The sequence below is a fragment of the Paenibacillus sp. MT124 genome, from assembly GCF_058792755.1.
The window spans coordinates 802,240-823,453 of record NZ_CM179500.1 but is presented as its reverse complement, the minus strand read 5'-3'; the positions used below and the strand labels follow the sequence as shown (position 1 = coordinate 823,453).

Here is a 21,214-nt window from a genome sequence, read left to right as displayed (position 1 = left end):
ACTTTAATTACATCGTCACTTATTCATGTTTCTACATGTATTTTGAAATATAACAGATTCTCTGTCCGCATTTCATAAATTTATCTAGTTTGTTTCAACACTCGTAATTATCAGGCTTTTTACATTCTGAACTGTGCTAATACAGCATTAATAAAGTTCGTTACCATAAAGTAGATAATGCTCATTTATTTTTAATGTTCTTCTTCAATAACAGTAAGCCATATACGAATTTAATCAGTCCGAAATTGATTAATAGTGCAATAATCTTTTCATCACTAATGTAGCATATTGACTTAACAATTGTTTGAATTTGCTTTTATATGCCCTCTCCTTTATAAGTGGTTTAATACCACAAGTATAGCAGCCATAAGTGGACATTCGCTCAGCGCCCGCCATTCCCAACTTGTTCGCGATCAGATTCAGCAAAGTGGATTTGCCGGAGCCATTACTTCCGTAGAGTACCGTGATTCGGTCAAACAGCAGAACCTCCCCTGCCATGTGCCTAAACACATGATCCGGATAGATATTCGGGTTGCTGGAAATGACAGAAGAGAGTTTGAAGTTACTTATATGCAGCATCGTCTCGCTCCCCTCCCGGATAAAATAAAATGACTTCTTGTAGAAGATTCATAACGAACAGTCTATCCTTGTAACCACCCGATCCAAACAGCTTTTCTATTCGAGAACCGTCCAAATATCCAATGCCGTCATACGAATGGCCTCATGCTCATGATTCCGGTATGCTCGCAAGCGTTCGGTACAAGCCTGATTCCACAGTAATGCGGTTCCCGCAATCTTCAGCAGGGAAAGCCCAAGATACTGGGCCGCAATTCGCTGCTGGCCTCTCAGTTGATCCACCAGATCCAGAATCGCTTCCGGTTTCCAATACGCCTGACTGGCATTAGCTGCACGATTAATCTGCCTGTAGGCCACATCCAATAGATACGGATGCTTGTCCACCATGTGAATCACAGGGTCCAATTGCAGGGCAGCCTGATCCACCTCGTTCCATTCCACAAATGCCAAATGTAACTTGATCACGGCCGGTTTGAGAGTTTCTTGGGATTGAAGAGCAGCAATGATGCCTGTATATAAAGGAATGAGTCCCCGCTTCGTAAGTGGAGGCAATGAGATTAGCTTGTCTATCAATGCGACCAGACGCTGCCGCTTTGGAAGGTCTCTCTCCGGGCTGGCATTCCATTCGGATCTTGTCTCCGTGCCCGCCAATTGTGTGCAAACGTTAATGACCTGATCATTCACCTTTCCGTCACGACAAGCCGTAATTAGTGTATCCATCGCTGCCTTCCACCTGGCATTGTCCTCCAGATCCAGAATCGTTTTGCTGGCCGAAGCTGCCACCTTCTCTTCACTTCCATTCACCCAGTGGCTCATCGCTTGGAATGCCTCTCTGGCCACAACCGGATCGGCATGTCCGGAGATCTCGATAATCAATTGCAAATACCTTGGCCGGGCTTCTACGGGAATGCCGCCAGAATACTGGTTAAGCAGGCTTCGTGCGATATCGCGCTGCGGGGAAGCAGCCATGGCACTCATCATGGCCCAGCTGCGTTCATCATCCAGCCATTGTCTGGCCGCATGGCCTATGGCGATCATCACGTCTTTGTGTACATTCGGTTTCTCGTATTCACGGATGAGAAGCGCCATGCTCTCCTCACTTTTATAAGCCCCAAGCAGCCTAATGGCCTCTTTTCTGACCGTGATCTTCAATTTCTCCCGATGGAGCAGCTCGGACAGCATGGACGTCAACATCACCGGACTGACCCTGCGCATGCATCTGGGGATCGAGTACATGGCAACCCGGGCCCGGTCTCCATCCAGATTGTTTAGCAATACAGGCAGTGCCTTCTCTGGCTCTTCCCATAACGAGTACGCATACAGCGCTGCCTCCACAACATGCACTTCCTCATCCTGCAATAGGACTTCCAGTTGGTCCGAACTATAATCGGGCATGCTGGCTAAGCTGCGCATCGCGGATGCACGTTCATGGAAGCTTCGTTTGGCGTCGAGTGCCACCCGTTCCAGCAGGGATGCGAATGCCTTTTGCTGACGCGGCAGCCACCGATGAAACCCGTTATGCGCAGGCACAACATAAATTGTTTTTCCCGATAAATGCTTGCCTTTGATGATTTCCCCTGAGATAAACGGGTCCAGCCACTCCTGACGCTTCAGATGCAGATGCATGAATACGTCATGGAATGAGATGAAGGATGGGTCTCTGTCCAGCAATTCTCTAACCCTTGCATCCCGGGTTTTATAGGGTGCCAGCCAGTAATGGACCGCCTGTGGGGATACGTTTTTTGCCTGCAGGAGTTCTTCCAGCAGAAGCTGGAGCTTCGGCAACCGATCCACTGCTTTCCCGAACAAATCTGCCATGCGCAGAATTACGCTCTTGTTTTCGCGCTTGTTCGCTTCCACACCAAAGGCATAGACCTCATCGAATAACGCCTCCAGTGCAGAACTCGGTATGCTATCCCAATCCATCGTATACAATGCAAACTGTCCGTCCCGCATCGTCAATCTTCCAAATGTCCTCAGAGCAAACTTGAATAGGGTGCCCTTCGGCTCTAGTACATGTTCACGCAGTATAGCAAAAGCCAGTCTCTCCACTGCGGACCTTGTCCCGTATGACGTGTCTCTGGCTTCAATCACGCTATCCACCAGCACCGTCAGATCATCAATATGCTCTTCCTTGAACATGGGAGCCGGGCAGTTGGAGAGCTGAGCCATAACCATGAAGCGTACCGAATCCTGATCATTCTTGATTCGGGTCAGGAAACGAAGCGTCTCGTCCATACCACGCCGGGAAAGTGCTGTGCTTCGAACGAGGTGGGCATAGGCTGCAGCACGCTCGTCGCTATTAGACACCTGAACGGCTTGTTCCAGCTCCTCCCTTGCATGATCGATGGTAAGGCGTGCCGTCGTTTCGAGCATGCGGTCCCGATCATCACGAATGTCACGCAGTTCCAGCATGCGGGCAGCTTCCTTGTCACGCAGCTGGTGTGGCAGTACATCCAGCAGCAACGTAGGGAAAATCCGTGTCTTCCGCTCATCTTCCTGATAAGTCGCATCAAAGATCGCTTCGCGATGTGACGGCGCAAGGGTATCCAGCACCTTGGCCAGGTGCACAGGCTGATCTGCAAGCAATGCAGCCAGTGTCATCCACTGCGCAGTGGTGAACCATTTTCTTTTTTTCAAAACACCTGCCGGAACGCCATGATTCAGAAGATATTCCCTTGTCTCCTCACGAGTCAGCAGCTCAAAAACGTCCTCTGGGCTGGCCTGAATCAGAATCCCCAGTTGCTGCTTGAGTACAGGGTGAATCGTATCCGATGGCCCAAGCGTAAGCGCACATTCCAGCACGATCGCCGGTCTTGAAAAACTCAGTATTTCAATCGCGGAAGAGAGCGTCCACCATACATGGGTCTTCTCCCGGTGCGTTGCATGCTGTAAAGCATTCTTGAAGTACGCTGCCACCAGATCGGGGTGGTACTTCGTTAGGAGTCGCCAGTTCAGTAACGCATATCCCAGCTCTGGCAGCCTGCTGCGTACCGTCTCTTCGCTGCACACAGCCAGTAACAAGGCCGCTTCTTGTGCTCCCCAGCGGTTAAGCACGATCGGCAGCAGCCGCTCCGCCCAATCCTGACGGTATGAATTCACGATGCTCCGCAGCAATTGGCGGCGGCAGTGGTATGACATCAGGGTGATTTCGGTTTCAATTGAAAAGTCCGGGTCCGTCACCACTTCTGGCAGTAGTCCAGCCGCCCGGCCCCTAACCCCTGCCTTGGGATGCTGCAGGGCCAGTACAACCGCACGGGCGTCATTCACTACACCCGCACCCGTCAAGGCCAGATGTGCCTCATAGGCGGTGCCGCTTTCGAGCAAGGATACAAGCAGCGCGGAATAATCCGCATTTCCTGCATGCTGGCGCCCCAGAAGTGCCATCCGTTTCATTCTTTCCGAATACCCCAGCGAGTCGAGCTCTGTAAGCAATTGTTCTCTATTTATCAGATCATGGTTATCTGTCATCAGTTTCTCTCCCCTCATGTCTCTAATAAGCTCTTTATAAGTGATCAAAACAACTCCACAAACATACTTCACAGGGTATTCCTGGAATAGTATAACTTCTTGGTAAGCAGCCGCTTCTCCTGTTTGAATCCACATTTCAAACCAAGTTAGCGCACGGAGCCTATCCTCGTAGCCTAGATTCATATATGGCGGCAGCTGGACAATAACCACATTCAATGTACTACGTCGTGGTTTGTGCGTTTGAGCGAGGCAGTATGCTGCACACAAAAAGGGATGCCTCATGAGGTCCGTAAACGGCCCTTGGAGTCATCCCTTTTATCTAAAATATTGCTTCTATTGAATTAGTTATTCCAGTATTGCTTCGCAATGCGTTGACCTTGGTCGATCTTCGCCCATTGCTGAGCCTCGCTCAGCTCATTACCGCCATCGCAGGAGGCAAAGCCACATTGATGGGAGAGCAGCAGGCGATCCTTATCAATGATTTTGGATGCTTCGTCAAGCAGACGGATGACGCGTGCTTCATCATCCAGTGTACTTGTTTTGGAAGACAGCAGACCGAGAACAATCTCCGTTTCCGGTCTGTCCTTGAACACTTCCAGCGCTTCAATCGAACCTGCACGGTCATCATCCCACTCCAGGAAGAAACGGTCATATTTCAACTGTTTCAGGAACAGGTTGGCGATTTTCGCATAAGATCCACCGCCCATGTTGCGGGAATCGTAATTACCGCGGCAGTTATGTGTCCACATTTTCAAGCCCAGGCTGTGACCGAAGTCAATTACAGTATTGTTAATATCAATAAATTCAGTAGCGAGACCCTTTACTTCCTCTTGATCAATATGCTCGCCGGTAAATGGAGAGTTCGGATTGTCGTCTGCAAACAGCTCCCAGAGGCAGTCATCGAATTGCAAAATTTTGCCGCCAGCCGCAGCGAATTCCGCTACGAATTCTTTATATGCCTTCTCAAGACCCGCTTTGAGCTCCTGTTTGTTCTGATATACAGCATCCGTACCGCCGATGTTATCCGACCATGACAGCTCACCGAAGATATGGGAAGGTGACGGTACGCAAAGTTTTGTTTGCTGATCACCTGCTGTATCCTGCAGCTGTTTGAATAGCGTAATGAAGTGATGGTTCTTTCCGCTCAGTTCACCCGTAATGCGCAATCCGATATCTTTACGAGTTTCATATTTGGATGTTCCATCCACATCCCGGAAAAAGTAACCGTGGTCCGCGATATAACGTTCAATTCCGTCAAAGCCCCAGACAAAGTCCAGATGCCACATCGACTTGGAGAACTCGCCATCTGTAACAACCGACAGGTTATGATCGATTTCCTTTTTCACAACCTCTTTGATTGCCTCGGTCTCGCATTGCTCATATCCTTCAAAATTTTCATAGAATGGATATTGGATATCATCACGATGCTCAATTTGCGTTTTATATTTCAGCAGCTCTTCGGGCCGCAACAAACTTCCTACGATCTGGAACTTATCAGTCATGTAAATAACCCCCTCGTTGTATAGGGCTATCATAGCACGCCGAGCGGAGTTCGAAGAATAACCAAAAGAAGATAACTAGTTATAGCTAAAAGCTATAGCAAAATCACTTATCCTTTGCTATCTGTTTACTTTGATTGCCTATCGAGAGAAATGAAGATTATGGTATAATCGGATAGCAATAGAAAGGCTGATATGGGCGGTCGGCTAATCTCCCGGAAGGGAGGTGATGCCTTGTGACAGTGTTTGAAGCAATTATGCTGATGCTTACCTTCGGTTCCAATAAACACAAGTAGACCGCCCCCCGTGCAAAGGTTGCGGTCTACTTGACGTATATCCTCTTGTTAAGCCCACCGCCCTTAAAAGCGGCTATTGCTCCGAGAGTCGTGTTGTCGCACGGCTCTCTTTGCATTATAAGCTGTTCATGCCCTTATTATAACATGACGAATGAGGAATTCAATTCAAGGCTTAACAAGCGTAGAATAAAAACGATAAACATCTAACTTTTAACTAATTCACAACGTCCTACGCCGAATTTCATAAAAATATTGCACGGCTGGATGCTTTAACTTGATCTTCTCGGACATGTTCAAAATTCGCTTTTTGCCAACGCGTCTGTCTATCAAAGCCAGAATGTTAAGCAAAATATCCTGACTCTCCAGACTTTCCTCTATAGGTCTTGATAAAAACGTCGTCGCTGCAACCGTAAAATTGGATTTGCTCAATGATGACTGCGCCGACAAAAGCTCTTTGGCCAGGACAGAGATTTTTCTGCTTCTTGCAATGACGTGCAGGCGATCCTCCGGAATTCCTTTACTATCTTTTCGAATCGCTTCAATCTCTTCGTTATCTACAGGAATTTCAATATTCGGATCGTTCTTGATCTCCTGCTCCGTCTGATACCAGCGGATTGGAGTTGTTGTGTCACTCATATTGAGTATGTTCTTCTTATCTACGGCAAGGTAACAGTTTCCTGGTCGATCAGATGCATAGCGATAGCTGGTTGACCGGTATTCTACTCTTCCTACTAACGCTGGACAGAGGAAACTCTCTAGATTTTGCTTCAATTTACTCCAGGACATGTGACCTCCTATATTTTGTTGGATTGATGAATGCTATCAATTTTAGAAAACATCATATTTCTCATTTTTTACTCACCAATTTTTTTACAACAAATTGTATTATAGAGAAAAGGAGTGATTTAAAATGAATTACTTAATAGGCTATAAGGACGCAGATCGTAACAATGGACATGAGGACCCTATGCTAAATGAATTTACGTATGGAGAATCTTCAAGTAATACAACAAACTTGCTAAATGTTGGCACAGGAGATTACCTTTTCTTCCATAAAACCATTCACGAGAAACGTTATATTACGGCTTACTATTACGTAGAAGAAGTTATGTTAGTCAATATTGCACAACGTAATCCTCTAATAGTAAACAAGTTCAACAATCCACATCTAAAAAAGGCACCCAGTCTACTAACAAAAAATGAATGTATTGCATTCGGTAATCCAATCTTCTCAAAAAAGTTGGATGTGCCTTTAGAAATAACGCCACAGCTACTTAGCAAATTATCTAAACCCGCAAATCTTAACTCCAACCAACTTCCATTGGCTGCTATCTCTTCTGCCTTGCGTACATGGAAACTATTAAATAATAATGACATTGCTTTCTTATTGGATGAAATTAATAAAAATGAAGATAAAGGACGCCTTACAAATAATATATTAGCTAGTGATGAAGTTTTCCAAGTGTTAGAACGGGATATTGAAAAACTAATTGCTTCACAACCAAATATTTTAGACGATAACTATTTACTTGAGGGATCACAAATTGTATTTTCGGATGATTCCCGCTTGGATTTGTTGTTAAAAGATACTACGAACAACGAGTACATCGTAGTAGAAATAAAAAAAGGAGCCATAGATCGAAATGCATTGAATCAAATTAAGCATTATATAAAACAGTGTCAAAAAGAATTGGGTCTTTCAAATGTAAAAGGTATTATAATTGGTAGCAGCATTTCAAAATATTATGAAACTGAAATCATAAATGCGAAAAAAGACGGAATTACAACTAGAACTTACGGCTGGAGATTCGCAATGAATTAACCTCAGATTTATTTAATTATTTTAGTTTTTTTTACATAAAGTTAAAAGAAGCCAATATAGTGAATTCACATATTGGCTTCTTTAACATATATGCTATCTATCGTCACATTCTCGACAGACTCATTAAGCAACAATCTACTTCTTTTATCATAATTCCCCTTGTACCTCTACCTCATCATGATTCTTGCTTCCAAACTCATCTAGCAGCGTGCGCACTTCCTTTGTGGATTTGGCGTTCATCAAGCTGTTTCTGAGTTCACTTGCCCCGCGGAATCCACGTACATAGATTTTGAAGAAGCGCGCAAGTGGGCTGAACGAACGCGGCTCCTGTGCGGAATATTGATCATAGAGATCCAGATGAAGCCGCAGCAGACCAAGCAATTCTTCGCTGGTGTGTTCCTTCGGCTCTTTTTCAAAAGCAAACGGGTTCTGGAAGATACCACGCCCGATCATAATGCCATCCACGCCATATTGCTCAGCGAGCTTCAACCCGGTCTGACGGTCAGGGATATCCCCATTAATGGTCAGCAGCGTATTGGGTGCTATCTCATCACGAAGTTTTTTAATTTCCGGAATCAGTTCCCAGTGAGCATCTACCTTGCTCATTTCTTCTCTTGTGCGCAGATGAATCGAGAGATTCACAATGTCTTGTTTCAAAATATGGGTCAACCAGTCGCGCCACTCGTCCACTTCAGTGAAACCAAGTCTTGTTTTTACACTTACGGGCAGTCCCCCGGCTTTTGCAGCCTGGATAATTTCCGCAGCCGTTTCTGGACGACAGATCAACCCGCTGCCCTTCCCGTTCTCCGCCACATTGGCTACAGGACAACCCATGTTGATGTCGATGCCTTTAAAGCCTTCTTTTGCCATACCGATGCTCATTTCCCGGAAGAATTCCGGCTTATCTCCCCAGATATGAGCTACCATGGGCTGTTCATCCTCTGTAAACGTCAAACGCCCACGTACACTTTTATTGCCCTCCGGGTGACAGTAACTCTCCGTATTCGCAAACTCCGTAAAAAACACATCCGGTCTGGCCGCTGCACTCACAACGTGACGAAATACAACATCCGTTACATCTTCCATCGGTGCCAATATAAAAAATGGTCGCGGCAATTCACGCCAAAAATTGTTCGTCATCTCAAAACCCCTCTATACATATCAGGACAACTCTTTATCCTCGAAAATAGTAATTATAATCTGTTCATGCCTTTACTTCATCTTCACTCATATTGCATTTTAAGCAAAGCAGTTCAAACGACAGCAACACATATTCTATATAGTAGACATCTAAATGAGTATATCATACCTAGGAGAGAAGCATACTCCCTCAAAGACTCGTAAAAAAAGGAAGGGCACGGTCCCTCCCTGCCATTTTATATAACGTACTGCACTGCAGTTCATAGAAGTACTGCACAATTCGACCCTTTCATTTGATGCAGGAGAGAGGAAACTCTCCAAATTCTGTTTCAATTTACTCCAGGACATGATTCCTCATATGTTTTCAAAGCCTATTATCTTTAATTGTGACTCTTAGGCATTCGTTATTTCAACAAATGATCTTCCTGGAATACACCGTAAGCGTATAACCGTAGTCTGATCCGGAAGAAGGGATATTATCCGTTTCATCTACTTCGTCTAGCTCAATAATAGTCACTCCATCAAATTGAGTTTTATTAACATACAGCGATAAAACCTCACTCATGTCATGGACCTTGTTTAAGCTACATCTGAAAGGTAATTCCACACCCTCATAATAAGAAACGACAGAAAAACGTATTGCTGGAATCTGCTCGTCACCCCATAGGTAAAAGATAAACGATTTACCTCGATAATATTTCCTCAAATAATTAGTCCAAGACGTCTCAATATAGCCAAAAATCTGTTGTAATTCATTTAACGAAAGCTTGTGCTTTTTAATTAGTTTGTTCAACTTTTGAACGGTATAAAGATTAAACTGAGCCTCGGAAAAGTATTGTTCCCTGTCATTAGAGAATAACAGGTTCGGATATTCTGCAATCGTCGATATCTCGTAAAATGCCTTTATTCCTATATTCTTCAGATAATCAATCACTATATAATCACAACCCTCATATTGAATCCAGATTCATTGTACCATATGGTGTGGAATCCAACTTTTAAGATAAGCCTAAATCACCTGCCCGTTTTGTCTCTCCCAGCATAGAAAATCAAACCGTCTCCATCGTTCTGATTATCTTGCTGTACGCTCTTGCCGAACCGAACAAGCTCCTCTACAATTAAAGCTCGGCAGGCTTTTGTACCTGCAAATCGTGACATGAAGGTGGCCTGGATCAAACATGGAAATTTCATTGGATATGATCAAAGACAAAGTTGAATGCTTGCAAGCTTATGACTTTAAAGAACTGGAGCGTACGATCGAAGACCGAATTGGAATCAACAAAGCGCTGATGCTGCGAGTGAAGCAGGTTCAGCATCAGGTGACGTACCACCCCATTAACAACAAGATGTTATATAGTGCCGTTGTGCATTTTGCCGTTGATTGATGGAGTACAGGTAAATAAATGGGAACAGCGAAAACCGGATTAATCTATATTCAATCCGGTTTTTGCTTTGTTTTGTGATCATACTTTTTTCAAATTTGTGCTTTATATTTTTTTCACACCGATTCTTACATAAGAATTCCCAGACTTTTAACTGCTCATTAATCTTAAACAAACAAGCGGCTGCCTGATCGGCAACCGCTGTATCTGACATGCTTATTAAATGTCGTAGTTATTCGAAGGACTGTGATCGATAATGGATTGCACGACTCGTTTAACCACAGATTTCGCGGCATCCTGGATGGAAATTCCGCCGATCTCATCCGCGTTAATTTCGATAAATCCTTTGCCCCCAATGATCTCTCGGGCTGTCTCAAGTTCGCCCGCACTGATAGAATCATGGGATACCAGTGAGATCAGGCCGGCGTCGTTCAACACCTTTGCCATCTCCGCCGTGCCGCGGAGCGTTTCTCCACTGACGCTCTCAAGCAGCATGGTATGGTAACCGGATGACACTAGTCGCTTCTCCACTTCCTTGGCGAGAGCTACCGTATCCGAGCCAGCAAACCAGACCGTGAGCGGAGATTGTCCTTTCTGCTGGGCGCGAACCTCTCTCGTGATCCCCGTATCCAGCGTGGCAAATCGGCTGTCTCCCTTCAGCGCTTGATCAATGACTCCGCAAGCGGACGTCATGTTGGTGACACGATCAATGAGGATAAACCCTCCGATGCTCTTATTGTGTTCAAAGGAATCGAAGACGATCTGATCCGACAGCGTGAATTCACACTTGGCCAATTCGTTCTTAACAATCTGATCCGCCGGAACGGTCTGGCCCGTGTTAATGTCAACTTTATGGGTAATTGCGGTTACAGTGCCTGGAAGAGTCTTCGTTCCGACCTTGACCCAATAATGCTTGCCCGGAGTCAGAACAGAATCGTCCATCCACAGGATCGTAGAAGCGAAGCTGTCTGCTTCTTGGACTTGATTGTCCGTCGTGAGCACGCAGCCCCGCGAGACATCAACTTCGCGGTCCAGTTGTATCGTAACCGGTTGGCCAGCATAAGCCGAATCCTGAGCCTGGTCCGTCACCAAAATCCGCTTAACCTTTGCTTTTTCCCGACTTGGCAGCGTCATGAGTTCGTCTCCGACCGAAACCTTTCCAGCCTCGATCTGGCCCTGGAACCCACGGAACGTATGGTCCGGTCTGCTTACACGCTGAACCGGCATCATGAAAGGCTTCGTATCATCGGTAGTATGAACATCTATATTTTCCAGATACGGCAATAAAGCTAACCCTTCGTACCAAGGGCTATTTGGCGACTTAGTTGTGATGTTGTCCCCTTCCGTAGCAGACACGGGAATGACCTGAATGCTCTTGATTTGGAATTCGGCCGTCGTTTGGATGAACTCTTCCTTAATAGCCTCGAATGTCCCCTGATCAAAGCCAACCAGATCCATCTTGTTCACAGCTAATACGAGATGCTTGATCCCCATCAGGGCGCAGATCCGGGCATGGCGCTTGGTTTGGGTAATGATGCCTTTTGTAGCGTCCACCAGAATGATGGCTAGATCGGCAAAGGAAGCACCTACAGCCATGTTGCGCGTATACTCCTCGTGTCCCGGTGTGTCAGCCACGATGAAGGAACGATGAGACGTCGTAAAATAACGATAAGCCACATCAATAGTAATCCCTTGTTCGCGTTCGGCCAGCAAACCATCGAGGAGCAATGAGTAGTCGATTTTGCCGCCTCGGCTTCCCAATCGACTATCGAGCTCAAGCGCGCGCTCTTGATCGGCGAACAGCAGCTTGGCGTCATAGAGCATATGTCCGATCAGCGTGGACTTGCCGTCATCCACACTTCCGCAGGTAATGAATTTAAGTAGACTCTTCATGTTAGAAATAGCCCTCCCGTTTGCGTCGTTCCATGCTTCCCGCTGCTTCTTGATCGATAACCCGACTGGTCCGTTCGGAGGATAACGCACCCAATGTCTCCTCAATGATCTCATCCAGCGTAACGGCATCGGACTCGACTCCGCCCGTGAGCGGGTAACAACCCAACGTGCGGAAGCGAATCTTCTTCATCTCTACCTTCTCGCCAGGCTCAAGCTTCATCCGCTCGTCATCCACCATGATGATATGCCCGTCACGATTAACGATCGGTCTTACGTCTGCGGAGTACAGCGGAACAATATCGATGTTCTCCCGACGAATGTATTGCCAGATATCCTTCTCAGTCCAGTTGGACAGCGGAAAGACTCGAATGCTCTCACCCTTGTTGATTCGTGTGTTGAACAGCTTCCACATCTCCGGACGTTGGTTCTTCGGGTCCCACGAGTGGTTCTTGTTCCGGAAGGAGAAAATCCGCTCCTTCGCACGCGACTTCTCCTCATCACGTCTTCCGCCACCGAACGCAACCGTGAATCCGTATTTATCCAATCCCTGCTTCAGGGCTGTGGTTTTCATAATGTCGGTATATGCGGAACCATGGTCGAAAGGGTTGATTCCTTGTTGAATAGCCTCTTCATTAGAGTGCACGATCATCTCGATACCAAATTCCTTCGCCTTTCGATCGCGGAACTCTATCATTTCCTTAAATTTCCAGGTTGTATCGATATGCATGAATGGGAATGGCGGCTTCTCGGGGTAAAAAGCCTTTAGGGCCAAGTGCAGCATGACCGAGCTGTCCTTGCCGATGGAATATAACATGACCGGTTTCTCGCACTCCGCTGCTACTTCTCTGATAATGTATATCGCTTCAGCCTCAAGTTGATCCAGATGTGTTAGTTCTTGCATGGCAAGGCGGCCTCCTTTTAATCCTCACTAAAACCATCGTATTTATAAACTTATCCTATCAGATTCCATCTTTATTGCAAAGTGGAAAAAAGTAAAATTTATGATGTCTATGTGTTGGATCGACAATATTCAGCATGGAGTAGCGGCTCCCTCCTATCATAAATCGCTTAAACGAATGATTTTTGCTGAACTGCAACTGGAATTGGTTGGTTAACGATCTATATTACAATCATGATCGAGAGGGCCATGGGATTTGAAAAAAGCTGCCGTCTGTAAAGTACAGACAGCAGCTTTAATGAGTTGCCTCGTTATTCCAAAATTTCCTTTACAATCACTTACATGTTCCAGATGCGGGACAGAATCACCGCTGCTTCAGCACGGGTCAATGATTCAGTTGGTGCGATTTTGCCACCTTTTCCGTTGACGATTCCGCTTCCTACGAGGGAAGTTACACTATCCACCGCATAAGTAGAAATACTCGCAGCATCGGAATACGAAGCCAGATTTCCGCTGCCGACAGATGACTTACCTGCTGCTTTCAGGGCTTTCGCTGTAAGAACCATCATGTCTTGACGGGAAATGCTGCTGCCTGGTTTGAATGTGTTGTCTTCAAATCCAGAGGCGATCCCCAGCTCCTTGGCAATGGCCACGGCCTGTGCATAGTAAGCAGTAGGCTGTACATCACTGAAGGCTGACGTGTTCGTGTCCTTGCCCTTCAATTCAAGGGCTCTCACCAGCAGGGTGATAAAGTCAGCTCTCGTGATGGTAGCTGCTGGAGCGAAGCTCTCATCCGAAATGCCTTTAATAATATCGCGAGCAGCCATTGCTTCAACGGCTTCTTTTGCCCACAGGACATGCTGTACATCGGCAAAAGACTTCGTTACGTAGGCTACGGCATACGTGCTGAATTCTGTTGTCTTGAACACAACCGATCCGGATTTAGCATCATATCGTCCGTTCGGTACGACTGCTGCCTTTCCTTGACTGTCAATATTCAGGACCACCAGTTGATGTGCATTGGCAAGTTCTTGGCCAGCAGGTGTATACGGCACTGATACCGTTACAGGCGCTGCTGGATTATTCCAGGCCAGCACACGGTCCCCAGCTTTGATGCTAAGGTCGATCGCCGGACGGCTGCCCACTTTGGCGCGGACTTCTGCACTCAAGCGATCTGCCAAGACTTTGCTAATCTGAATAGAGACTTGATCCGCTTGTTCCGTAAGGTTAGACAGCATGTTGGACGGAATTTGAAGTGCTGCATGCTCTGTCTTAAGTACAAACTCAACATTATTGTTGCTCTGCAGGCTTGAAGTTGGCAGCTGCATCACATAGGATTGGGCATTCGCCTGCTTCGGCACTTCAATGTTAACCTGCTTCTTGCCATTTGCACTTGGAGAAGCTTGTTCAATCGCTTTATTCAGGCTGTCGCTTGAAATGGTTGCTGTGGCTGTTCCATTTTCGACTTTAACTACTGGCACAATTGCCGAGTCGCTGCCTGGAAGCTGTGGTTGAGGCTGCGGAGTAGTACCGGAGTTCGATCCGCCACTGCTGCCACCATTATTCCCGCCACCGTTGTTGCCTCCACTGTTGTTCCCTCCACCGTTGTTGCCGCCACCGTCGTTTCCTCCTGGAGAAGGTTTGCCCGTGAGCGTCAATTCACCGAATACGGACGTATCCTGGTAACCTTGACCGGATGCATCATTCCATGCGTTTACGCTGATTCTGTTGCCGTCTTTGGCATCATTAATCTGCGCATCGAAGCCGATCTTCGCATTATTCGCAGGCTTCACCTTTTTGAATGGAATTTTCATCTCGACCGTGTAGTTGGTACCGGAAACAGCGACTTTGGATTCGAAACCTGCTGCGATTTCTGCTGGATTAAAGGTAGCAAGGTTCTCGAAGTTCACTCGGTATTGTCCATCATCATCCTGGAAGCTGGACGTTTTGCCGTTATTCTCATCGACGAATACTTCGACGGAATCCTGCTCCCATACATTTGGATTGGTCTTGTTCAGTTGATCGTCTCTGACTTGCGCGAGCACATAGAGATTGTCGTCATCCCACAGTACTCTTGCCGTTCCTGTTGCACCGGACCACGCCATTTGCTTCGTATCCAGTTTTAACTCAGGAGCTTTGCTCCATATGCTGTCTACAGAGCCATCAAGCGATGGTGTCCCATAGAAGGCAGTTGATTTCTTGTAATCAAGCTCTTCGGGTGGATGTTCTGCCAGGTACTTCTCCGGATCAACGACCCCGTAGAAGGCCTCTTTGGCTTGAAAATCCTTGTCAAACAAAGTTGGATTCTGCTCGGCTCTCCAGCTCGTGCTGTCATTTAATCCCCAGAAAGTAACACGCGGAATATGCTCGCTGTTCTTCTTATAGAGATCCATCAATGAGGCATACAGATAAGCCTGCTGCTTCGCTTCTTTTTCAGTGATTGCAGAGTTCGTGCCTGCCATAATGTCCAATTCGGTGACACTGACCTCCACACCCAAGGAAATGAAACGTTCGAGTGACATCTTCACATTATCCAATCTCGTGCCCAGATTGTAGTGGGCTTGCATGCCGATGCCATCAATCAGTTTCTCGCCAGGGTGATCTTTCGCGTAATTTTCATTGATCTCTTTCACCATGCTGTAGATTGCTGTAGATTTATTCTGGTTGTCATCGTTGTAATCATTGTAGTAAAGCTTGATGTCCCAGCCATTCTCGTCGATGACTTCTTTGGCTGCAAGAAATGCCTCCTCAAGAAAGTCAGGGCCGATAGCCTGTAACCAGCCGGAATTACGCAATGCATTTTCCCAATCTTGCGGATTAGCCGGGTTGTCGTTCATGGCTTCGTTAACAACGTCCCAGGAAATGACTTTGTCACCAAAGTGTTCAACGACCGTTTTAACATGTGTTCTCAGGTTCGTCAGAGCTTCTTCACGGCTCAAAGGTTCACCGTTTGCTGCCGTATGCAGCCATGTAGGAGACTGCGCATGCCATACGAGCACGTGACCGTGCAGATCAAGGCCTGCATCCTGTACTCTTTTGACAAGGGCATCTTCTGCGGTGAAATCAAATTGTCTATCCGTGTTGTATGCATAATCCGGCTTCATATCATTCTCAAACGTGACGACATTGTGATGCTTCGTCAGCAGCTTGAGCCGGGTCTCGTCAAAGGTCGCCGGATTAACAATGTTACCGATCAGGAAATGATCCTTGTAAACCTCCTTCAGATCAGGAAGGTCCTCTTGAATCGGAGGTGCTGCAGTTACAGGACCCACATATTTTAGAGCAAAATCATCCAGGAAGAAGGTACGGTTCCCACCATCGTCATTTGCCGTTTCAATATACGCATTGAGTACGCTTGGAGTCGTCGTGAGTGTATACTTCCCTGTTAGATGTACCCACTCTTGATCTGTAACGGTTGCATTTTGTGAAACGTTCGCATAGCCACTCTCCGCATATTGAACACTAATACGAAGTGTTGTAGGCGCCTCGCCTGGTGCCATTTTCACCCATGCAGACAGCTCATATTCATGATTCTTCGCCATTTTACCTGTAGCATCAACCAAGGCTGCATCATATTGCGCCTTAGTCGTTACAAGCAAGCTTTGCTTGCCGTCAGGTGTATGATTCGCTTCTTGGGATAGGACTACCGTTTCACGGCCGTTGCGTGCTTTGAATCCATCCAGACCACTCTCAAAGTCTGCAGTGATTCCTGTTTTATCCACAATCTCTGGTGCGGTTTCACCAGGGGTCACATCTGTGATGATAACTTCGTCAATGTAAATATCGGAGGTTAACGAATTGTTTGATGGTTCAACATAGATGATGACCTCACTTGTTTTAGAAGGCACTTCATAGCCTTTGGTTTCAAATAAAGTCCATTCGGAAGCGTTTACAAGTTTGTTCCCAATAATCCAAGGATACTTCTGATCATCCGCTAGGATTTCAGAATCGATCTTGGAAGCCAGATGGAACTGGCCTTCACCAGAACCGAGTCTAACCTTGAGGGAGATATCGTACTTACGGTCGGATTTCATCTTGCCTGTAAGTACGAGGGCAGGAACGGCTTTCTCATCGGCCCGATTGAAGAACTTCAGAGACTTCGTACCTTCGGAGGCTACGTCGTCAACGACCGCAGTATCGCCGCTTGATCCCCAACCCAGCTTGCCCCAACCACCAGTACTGCCGTCCTCAAAACTTTGGTTAAGCACTACCGTGGGTTCGACAGGTGCTGCTGCCTGGGTAATCGTGATATCTCCAATATAGAAAGAGACACCCTTACCTGCTTCATCAGACTTGATTCGCAGAGCTGTCTTGTCCACACTGTTAACGGAGAGATCAGCGCTTAGCGTAATGCCTTGGCCGGCTATAAAGTCAGCAGAGCTAATTCCAGTGTATGCCTCAGATCCATCAACGCCCTTATTGCTTACAATTTCCAGAACGGCTTTCCCGTCTGCAGGTGGGTTGGCATCAGTATCGACATAAACGGAAGCGGTTACAGAATACTCTTGGCCATCGGTCAAACCAAGATCGGTGAATGCAAGATCCACACCATCATAGTTTTTGGATCGGTTACTGACTTTTAGCGCTGCTCCATCATCATTGCCCTCAAATGACTTGTCTGTGACAGCTTCCAGCTGGGCACCGCCGGATTGAGTTGCTTTGCCTTGACCATTCTGGAATGTTTCCTGATAGACAATCTGTGAATTAGATGCTGCTGGATCTGCTGCACTAACTTTCGAAGCCGTCAAGCCGCCCGGAAGAAGCAGAGCCACTGCGAGTAACCCGGAAACGACCTGCTTAAATGATTTCCTCATTCGAAGCCTTCCCCCCATACCAAATTTTTTATAAACCATGTAAAGCGCTTACATAATTTACTGTAACCAGCCTCCTTTCTCACCAGATAATACCACTTCATGGAAGAGAATTCTTACTCCAAATTAAAGGTGAATCTTAGTTTTTTACAGAACTGTACCAATTCTGATATGGGTATGGTCATGCTCTTCGCTTCCGCTGATCAGGCAGTGGTAGATAGACTCGATATGCTTTATAAGCTGAAACGTTGATTCATTACTCGTCACGAAATTGTTATGTTCAATATCATGATCAATCTCTATCAAATACATCAAATCCACAGTCAAGCGTTTCCGTGAATTCGATGCTTGATATATCAGGTTATGTACTAGATAATACCAATAATATACAGACAGTCACTTTTGAGCATTAAGGGGGGGCATAGAATGCAGGAATTTATATTTAAGAAGGATTATAAAAACAATGAAGTCCTTCGAAAGAGTTTCTTCGAACTTGCTGCTAACACTTTTGATTTAAAATTTGAAAATTGGTACCAACAAGGGTTCTGGGGAGAAGGATACATACCTTTTTCATTTGTAGATAGAGACCAGGTTATTGCCAACGCTTCTGTTAACATCATTGAACTCATCATTCACGGGGAGAAGAAAAAAGCAATTCAAATCGGCACGGTGATGACACATCCCCATTATCGAGGGAAAGGACTATCCACTCGTTTAATGAACAAGATTTTAAAGGAATACGACAATAAGTACGATCTAATGTACCTTTTTGCCAATGAATCCGTGCTTGATTTCTATCCAAAGTTTGGGTTTAAACCGGTGGAAGAACATCTTTTTTCAATGGATTATAAGGCAAAAAAATTACCCGAGCCTGCGAATCTTCGGAAGCTCGATGTTACTAACGCGGAGGATTTACGCCTTATTCTTAAATTTGCATCCGAAAGGCTACCTGTTTCGCAACATTTCGGAACCGCCCAGACTCAAGGCATACTCATGTATTACTGCCTGAATGTGTTCAGTAACGATACTTATCATTTGGAAAATAAAAATGTCATCGTGATTTATCAGAAGGAAGACAATCATATTGACCTCTTCGATGTTATTGGTTTAAACGAAATCCATATGATCGATATTTTACATGAGATTGCAGATGAGGATACGGAGACAATAACCTTCCATTTTACACCCGATGCAACAGAACATCTCGTTCTAAAAAGTACCCTCACCAATGACGGCTTATTTGTCAAAACCCCTGGTGAACTTCTCTACCCTGTGCAAGTTAAACATCCAATTACTTCGATCGCTTAATGACTTATGTAATCATGCCCACAACCAACCGTACTTTAAAAAGATCAAAGAGGAGCAGGGTTTCCCTGCTCCTTCGCTATTCGAAACTTCTTTCTCTCATCAAACGTAAATTCACAAGGTATAATGCAATTAGCTGACCGTTCAGCATGATCTCACGACCATCATAATGAAGGAGGGGACATTTGTGGCTTTTATCCCGTTAAACTGTCCCAATTGCAACGGAAGAATTGAATACAAAGAGGGTGAGATATTAAAGTGTCCCTATTGTGAAACAGAGCTATTATTGAAGCAAAATCATGTCTATTACGTGGACCAGACCATTAATCATTACCACGGAACACCCCCAAAAACAGCACCGAAGCTGAACGTCTCTGTAAGGCTGCTGCTGATATTGATGCTGCTCCTAACCGGGGCCATCGGCACTTATTTTTATTACAGCGTCAGCTCCACTCATCCCCAAGCAGAAGCCAATCTGCCTGTGCGGAAGATGCCTGAAAGCGAGGTTCTGCTCTCCTTTTTGCGAGATATCTTCGATAAAGGATCTGCCCTGCCAACAGAGAAGGAATTGGCTCGCCTTCGCTATTTAACCGTAGAGCGTTCGGAGAATGATCAGTGGAAGTTTACATATAGCCTCTCCGATCCCTTCAGCGATGAACAGGCCGAGAAGATTACGTATGTTACTCAGGACAAAAAACTGAATAGCCAGCAGATTGAACAGCGAGATTTTGAAGCTTTTAAGGGACTGACGGCGTTGGACCTGACGAATACCTATGAAATCTCCCAGTCGAACCAAACCACGTTTGCTCATATGTCCGGATTAAAAAGCTACGGAGGCGCTTTTAACGAATCTTTCAGCACGTTTTCTGACTTCTTTGGTGACAAGTCCAAAGTTACGCACCTCTCTACCCAGTTACGAAGCAATCAGGAATTGGCCCTGCTGTTGGAATTCCCTAATCTGAACTCGTTATCCATTACCTATGTGGATGAATCGGTAACGGATTTTTCTTTGTTGAACAAACTGCCGCTCAAGTCCCTGTCGCTCACCTATACCAATGAACTGGGATGGTTGTCGTCTATGACCGGGCTGACTTCCCTGTCCATCAATTACAGTGAAGCCACAGACCTGCAGCCGCTGTACGCCTTAACTCAGCTTCAGGAGCTCCAGTTGTCCTTTTTAACGAATGTAAAGTCCATCGACTTTGTGCAAAATATGCCTGCTCTACAAACGTTAGATATTGAAAATGTAAACTTCTCCAGTCTGAAGCCCCTGACCGGCAAGGCCTCCATCACGAAACTACGCCTGGCTTCTCTAAGCAAGCTCAGCTCGGTCAAACCCATCAACACCCTCTCATCGCTGCGAGATTTAACGTTGTCCGGCTATTACGAGAATGCAGAAGTCCTGACACTGCCTAAAGTAGAGCGAGTGGAAATTCCGAGCTCCTTTCTCCCCGGGCTGAATGCGCCCGCCGCAACCAGCCTGACGCTCCGTGGCGGAAGCGGAGAGTTGAATTTGGCAGCGCTGGGGAAATTTCCGAAACTTAAGCAACTCTCCCTCTCGGAGGTCAGTGAAGTAACCGGTCTTGGCGCCCTGGACCGCTTGTCCAGCCTGGAGGCCCTATACATTTACGACTCGTCACTATATCAGGAGAGCGATGCTTTATTTCGTTTGAAACAGGTCAAATCTCTGATGTGCTCCGAGTGCCGGCTGAACTTCGAACAAAAGGCGGCCGCGGAGAATATCGTGCTTGAACATTTGACCTTAGAGCAGCCGTATTTCAGCATAAATAATACCTCTGTTTCTGAGGTTGACCAAATGATGCCTTACTTTGCCAAACTGTCCGCTCTGCGTTCCTTCACTCTGCAAGACAGCAATTTGGCTTCTCTCGAATTTATGAGTAACTGGCAGGCCATAGAAGAGCTTCATCTCGAGAACAATGCCATTTCCAATATCGAGACCCTAAGCCAGCTGCCTAATCTGCAAAAGGTATATCTATCCGGTAATTCCGTACAAAACAAATCCGTGCTTGGTACGGGTGTGCACGTATATTAATTACCGTCTCACTCCAGAATTACTCACAAATTAATGGATGGTATTAAAACAAAGACAAGAAGGGGTTC

14 protein-coding genes and 1 pseudogene are annotated in these 21,214 nt (G+C 46.0%); 5 read left to right on the top strand and 10 right to left on the bottom strand.

Annotated elements, in window-relative coordinates:
* Nucleotides 1–249: 249 nt before the first annotated feature.
* From AC3RCI_RS03865 to AC3RCI_RS03855, 3 genes are all read right to left on the bottom strand, one after another.
* Nucleotides 250–579 carry an ATP-binding cassette domain-containing protein gene (locus AC3RCI_RS03865; RefSeq protein ID WP_492527564.1) on the bottom strand — a complete coding sequence of 110 codons (330 nt, stop codon included), beginning with the start codon at nucleotides 577–579 and terminating at the stop codon, nucleotides 250–252.
* Nucleotides 580–675: 96 nt separating this feature from the next.
* Entirely contained in the window at nucleotides 676–4,047 is a 3,372-nt protein-coding gene (locus tag AC3RCI_RS03860) for a HEAT repeat domain-containing protein (protein WP_492527563.1), read from the bottom strand.
* A gap of 341 nt (nucleotides 4,048–4,388) precedes the next feature.
* Complete coding sequence (locus AC3RCI_RS03855) at nucleotides 4,389–5,549, bottom strand: cobalamin-independent methionine synthase II family protein (RefSeq protein WP_492527562.1); 1,161 nt, start codon at nucleotides 5,547–5,549, stop codon at nucleotides 4,389–4,391.
* A gap of 233 nt (nucleotides 5,550–5,782) precedes the next feature.
* Between AC3RCI_RS03855 and AC3RCI_RS03850 the strand changes: the two genes are divergently transcribed.
* Nucleotides 5,783–5,842, top strand: a complete 60-nt coding sequence (locus tag AC3RCI_RS03850; protein ID WP_492529787.1) for a putative holin-like toxin — start codon at nucleotides 5,783–5,785, stop codon at nucleotides 5,840–5,842.
* Between the two features lie 219 nt (nucleotides 5,843–6,061).
* Here the strand turns inward: AC3RCI_RS03850 and AC3RCI_RS03845 are convergent, their stop codons facing one another.
* Nucleotides 6,062–6,628: an SF0329 family protein gene (locus tag AC3RCI_RS03845; RefSeq protein WP_492527561.1), complete on the bottom strand. Its 567-nt coding sequence runs from the start codon at nucleotides 6,626–6,628 to the stop codon at nucleotides 6,062–6,064.
* 124 nt (nucleotides 6,629–6,752) lie between these two features.
* On the opposite strand from AC3RCI_RS03845, the gene AC3RCI_RS03840 reads away from it, so the two are divergent.
* Nucleotides 6,753–7,664 (top strand): endonuclease NucS domain-containing protein, encoded by a 912-nt coding sequence (locus tag AC3RCI_RS03840; protein WP_492527560.1) that lies wholly within the window; start codon nucleotides 6,753–6,755, stop codon nucleotides 7,662–7,664.
* A 147-nt stretch (nucleotides 7,665–7,811) separates the two neighbouring features.
* On the opposite strand, the gene AC3RCI_RS03835 is transcribed toward AC3RCI_RS03840, so the two are convergent.
* The 3 genes and pseudogenes from AC3RCI_RS03835 to AC3RCI_RS03825 all read right to left on the bottom strand — a co-directional run bounded on the left by AC3RCI_RS03835 (nucleotide 7,812) and on the right by AC3RCI_RS03825 (nucleotide 9,738).
* Nucleotides 7,812–8,804, bottom strand: a complete 993-nt coding sequence (locus AC3RCI_RS03835; protein ID WP_492527559.1) for a tRNA dihydrouridine synthase — start codon at nucleotides 8,802–8,804, stop codon at nucleotides 7,812–7,814.
* Between the two features lie 264 nt (nucleotides 8,805–9,068).
* Nucleotides 9,069–9,152, bottom strand: a pseudogene (locus AC3RCI_RS03830) (SF0329 family protein); the annotation flags it as partial.
* Between the two features lie 61 nt (nucleotides 9,153–9,213).
* Entirely contained in the window at nucleotides 9,214–9,738 is a 525-nt protein-coding gene (locus AC3RCI_RS03825; protein ID WP_492527558.1) for a hypothetical protein, read from the bottom strand.
* 244 nt (nucleotides 9,739–9,982) lie between these two features.
* Here AC3RCI_RS03825 and AC3RCI_RS03820 point away from each other — a divergent pair, with 244 nt between their 5' ends.
* Nucleotides 9,983–10,189, top strand: coding sequence for a DUF2536 family protein (locus AC3RCI_RS03820; RefSeq protein ID WP_154892995.1), 207 nt, complete (start codon nucleotides 9,983–9,985; stop codon nucleotides 10,187–10,189).
* A 216-nt stretch (nucleotides 10,190–10,405) separates the two neighbouring features.
* On the opposite strand, the gene AC3RCI_RS03815 is transcribed toward AC3RCI_RS03820, so the two are convergent.
* The 3 genes from AC3RCI_RS03815 to AC3RCI_RS03805 form a co-directional block, all read right to left on the bottom strand.
* Nucleotides 10,406–12,079: a GTP-binding protein gene (locus AC3RCI_RS03815; RefSeq protein ID WP_492527557.1), complete on the bottom strand. Its 1,674-nt coding sequence runs from the start codon at nucleotides 12,077–12,079 to the stop codon at nucleotides 10,406–10,408.
* Nucleotide 12,080: 1 nt separating this feature from the next.
* A complete protein-coding gene (gene cysD / locus AC3RCI_RS03810; protein WP_110755561.1) occupies nucleotides 12,081–12,980 on the bottom strand; it encodes a sulfate adenylyltransferase subunit CysD in 900 nt (299 codons plus the stop codon).
* A gap of 335 nt (nucleotides 12,981–13,315) precedes the next feature.
* Nucleotides 13,316–17,791 (bottom strand): endo-1,4-beta-xylanase, encoded by a 4,476-nt coding sequence (locus AC3RCI_RS03805; RefSeq protein ID WP_492527556.1) that lies wholly within the window; start codon nucleotides 17,789–17,791, stop codon nucleotides 13,316–13,318.
* A gap of 423 nt (nucleotides 17,792–18,214) precedes the next feature.
* On the opposite strand from AC3RCI_RS03805, the gene AC3RCI_RS03800 reads away from it, so the two are divergent.
* Nucleotides 18,215–19,096, top strand: a complete 882-nt coding sequence (locus tag AC3RCI_RS03800; protein WP_492527555.1) for a GNAT family N-acetyltransferase — start codon at nucleotides 18,215–18,217, stop codon at nucleotides 19,094–19,096.
* Nucleotides 19,097–19,379: 283 nt separating this feature from the next.
* Nucleotides 19,380–21,146, top strand: a complete 1,767-nt coding sequence (locus AC3RCI_RS03795) for a leucine-rich repeat domain-containing protein (protein ID WP_492527554.1) — start codon at nucleotides 19,380–19,382, stop codon at nucleotides 21,144–21,146.
* Nucleotides 21,147–21,214 lie beyond the last annotated feature (68 nt).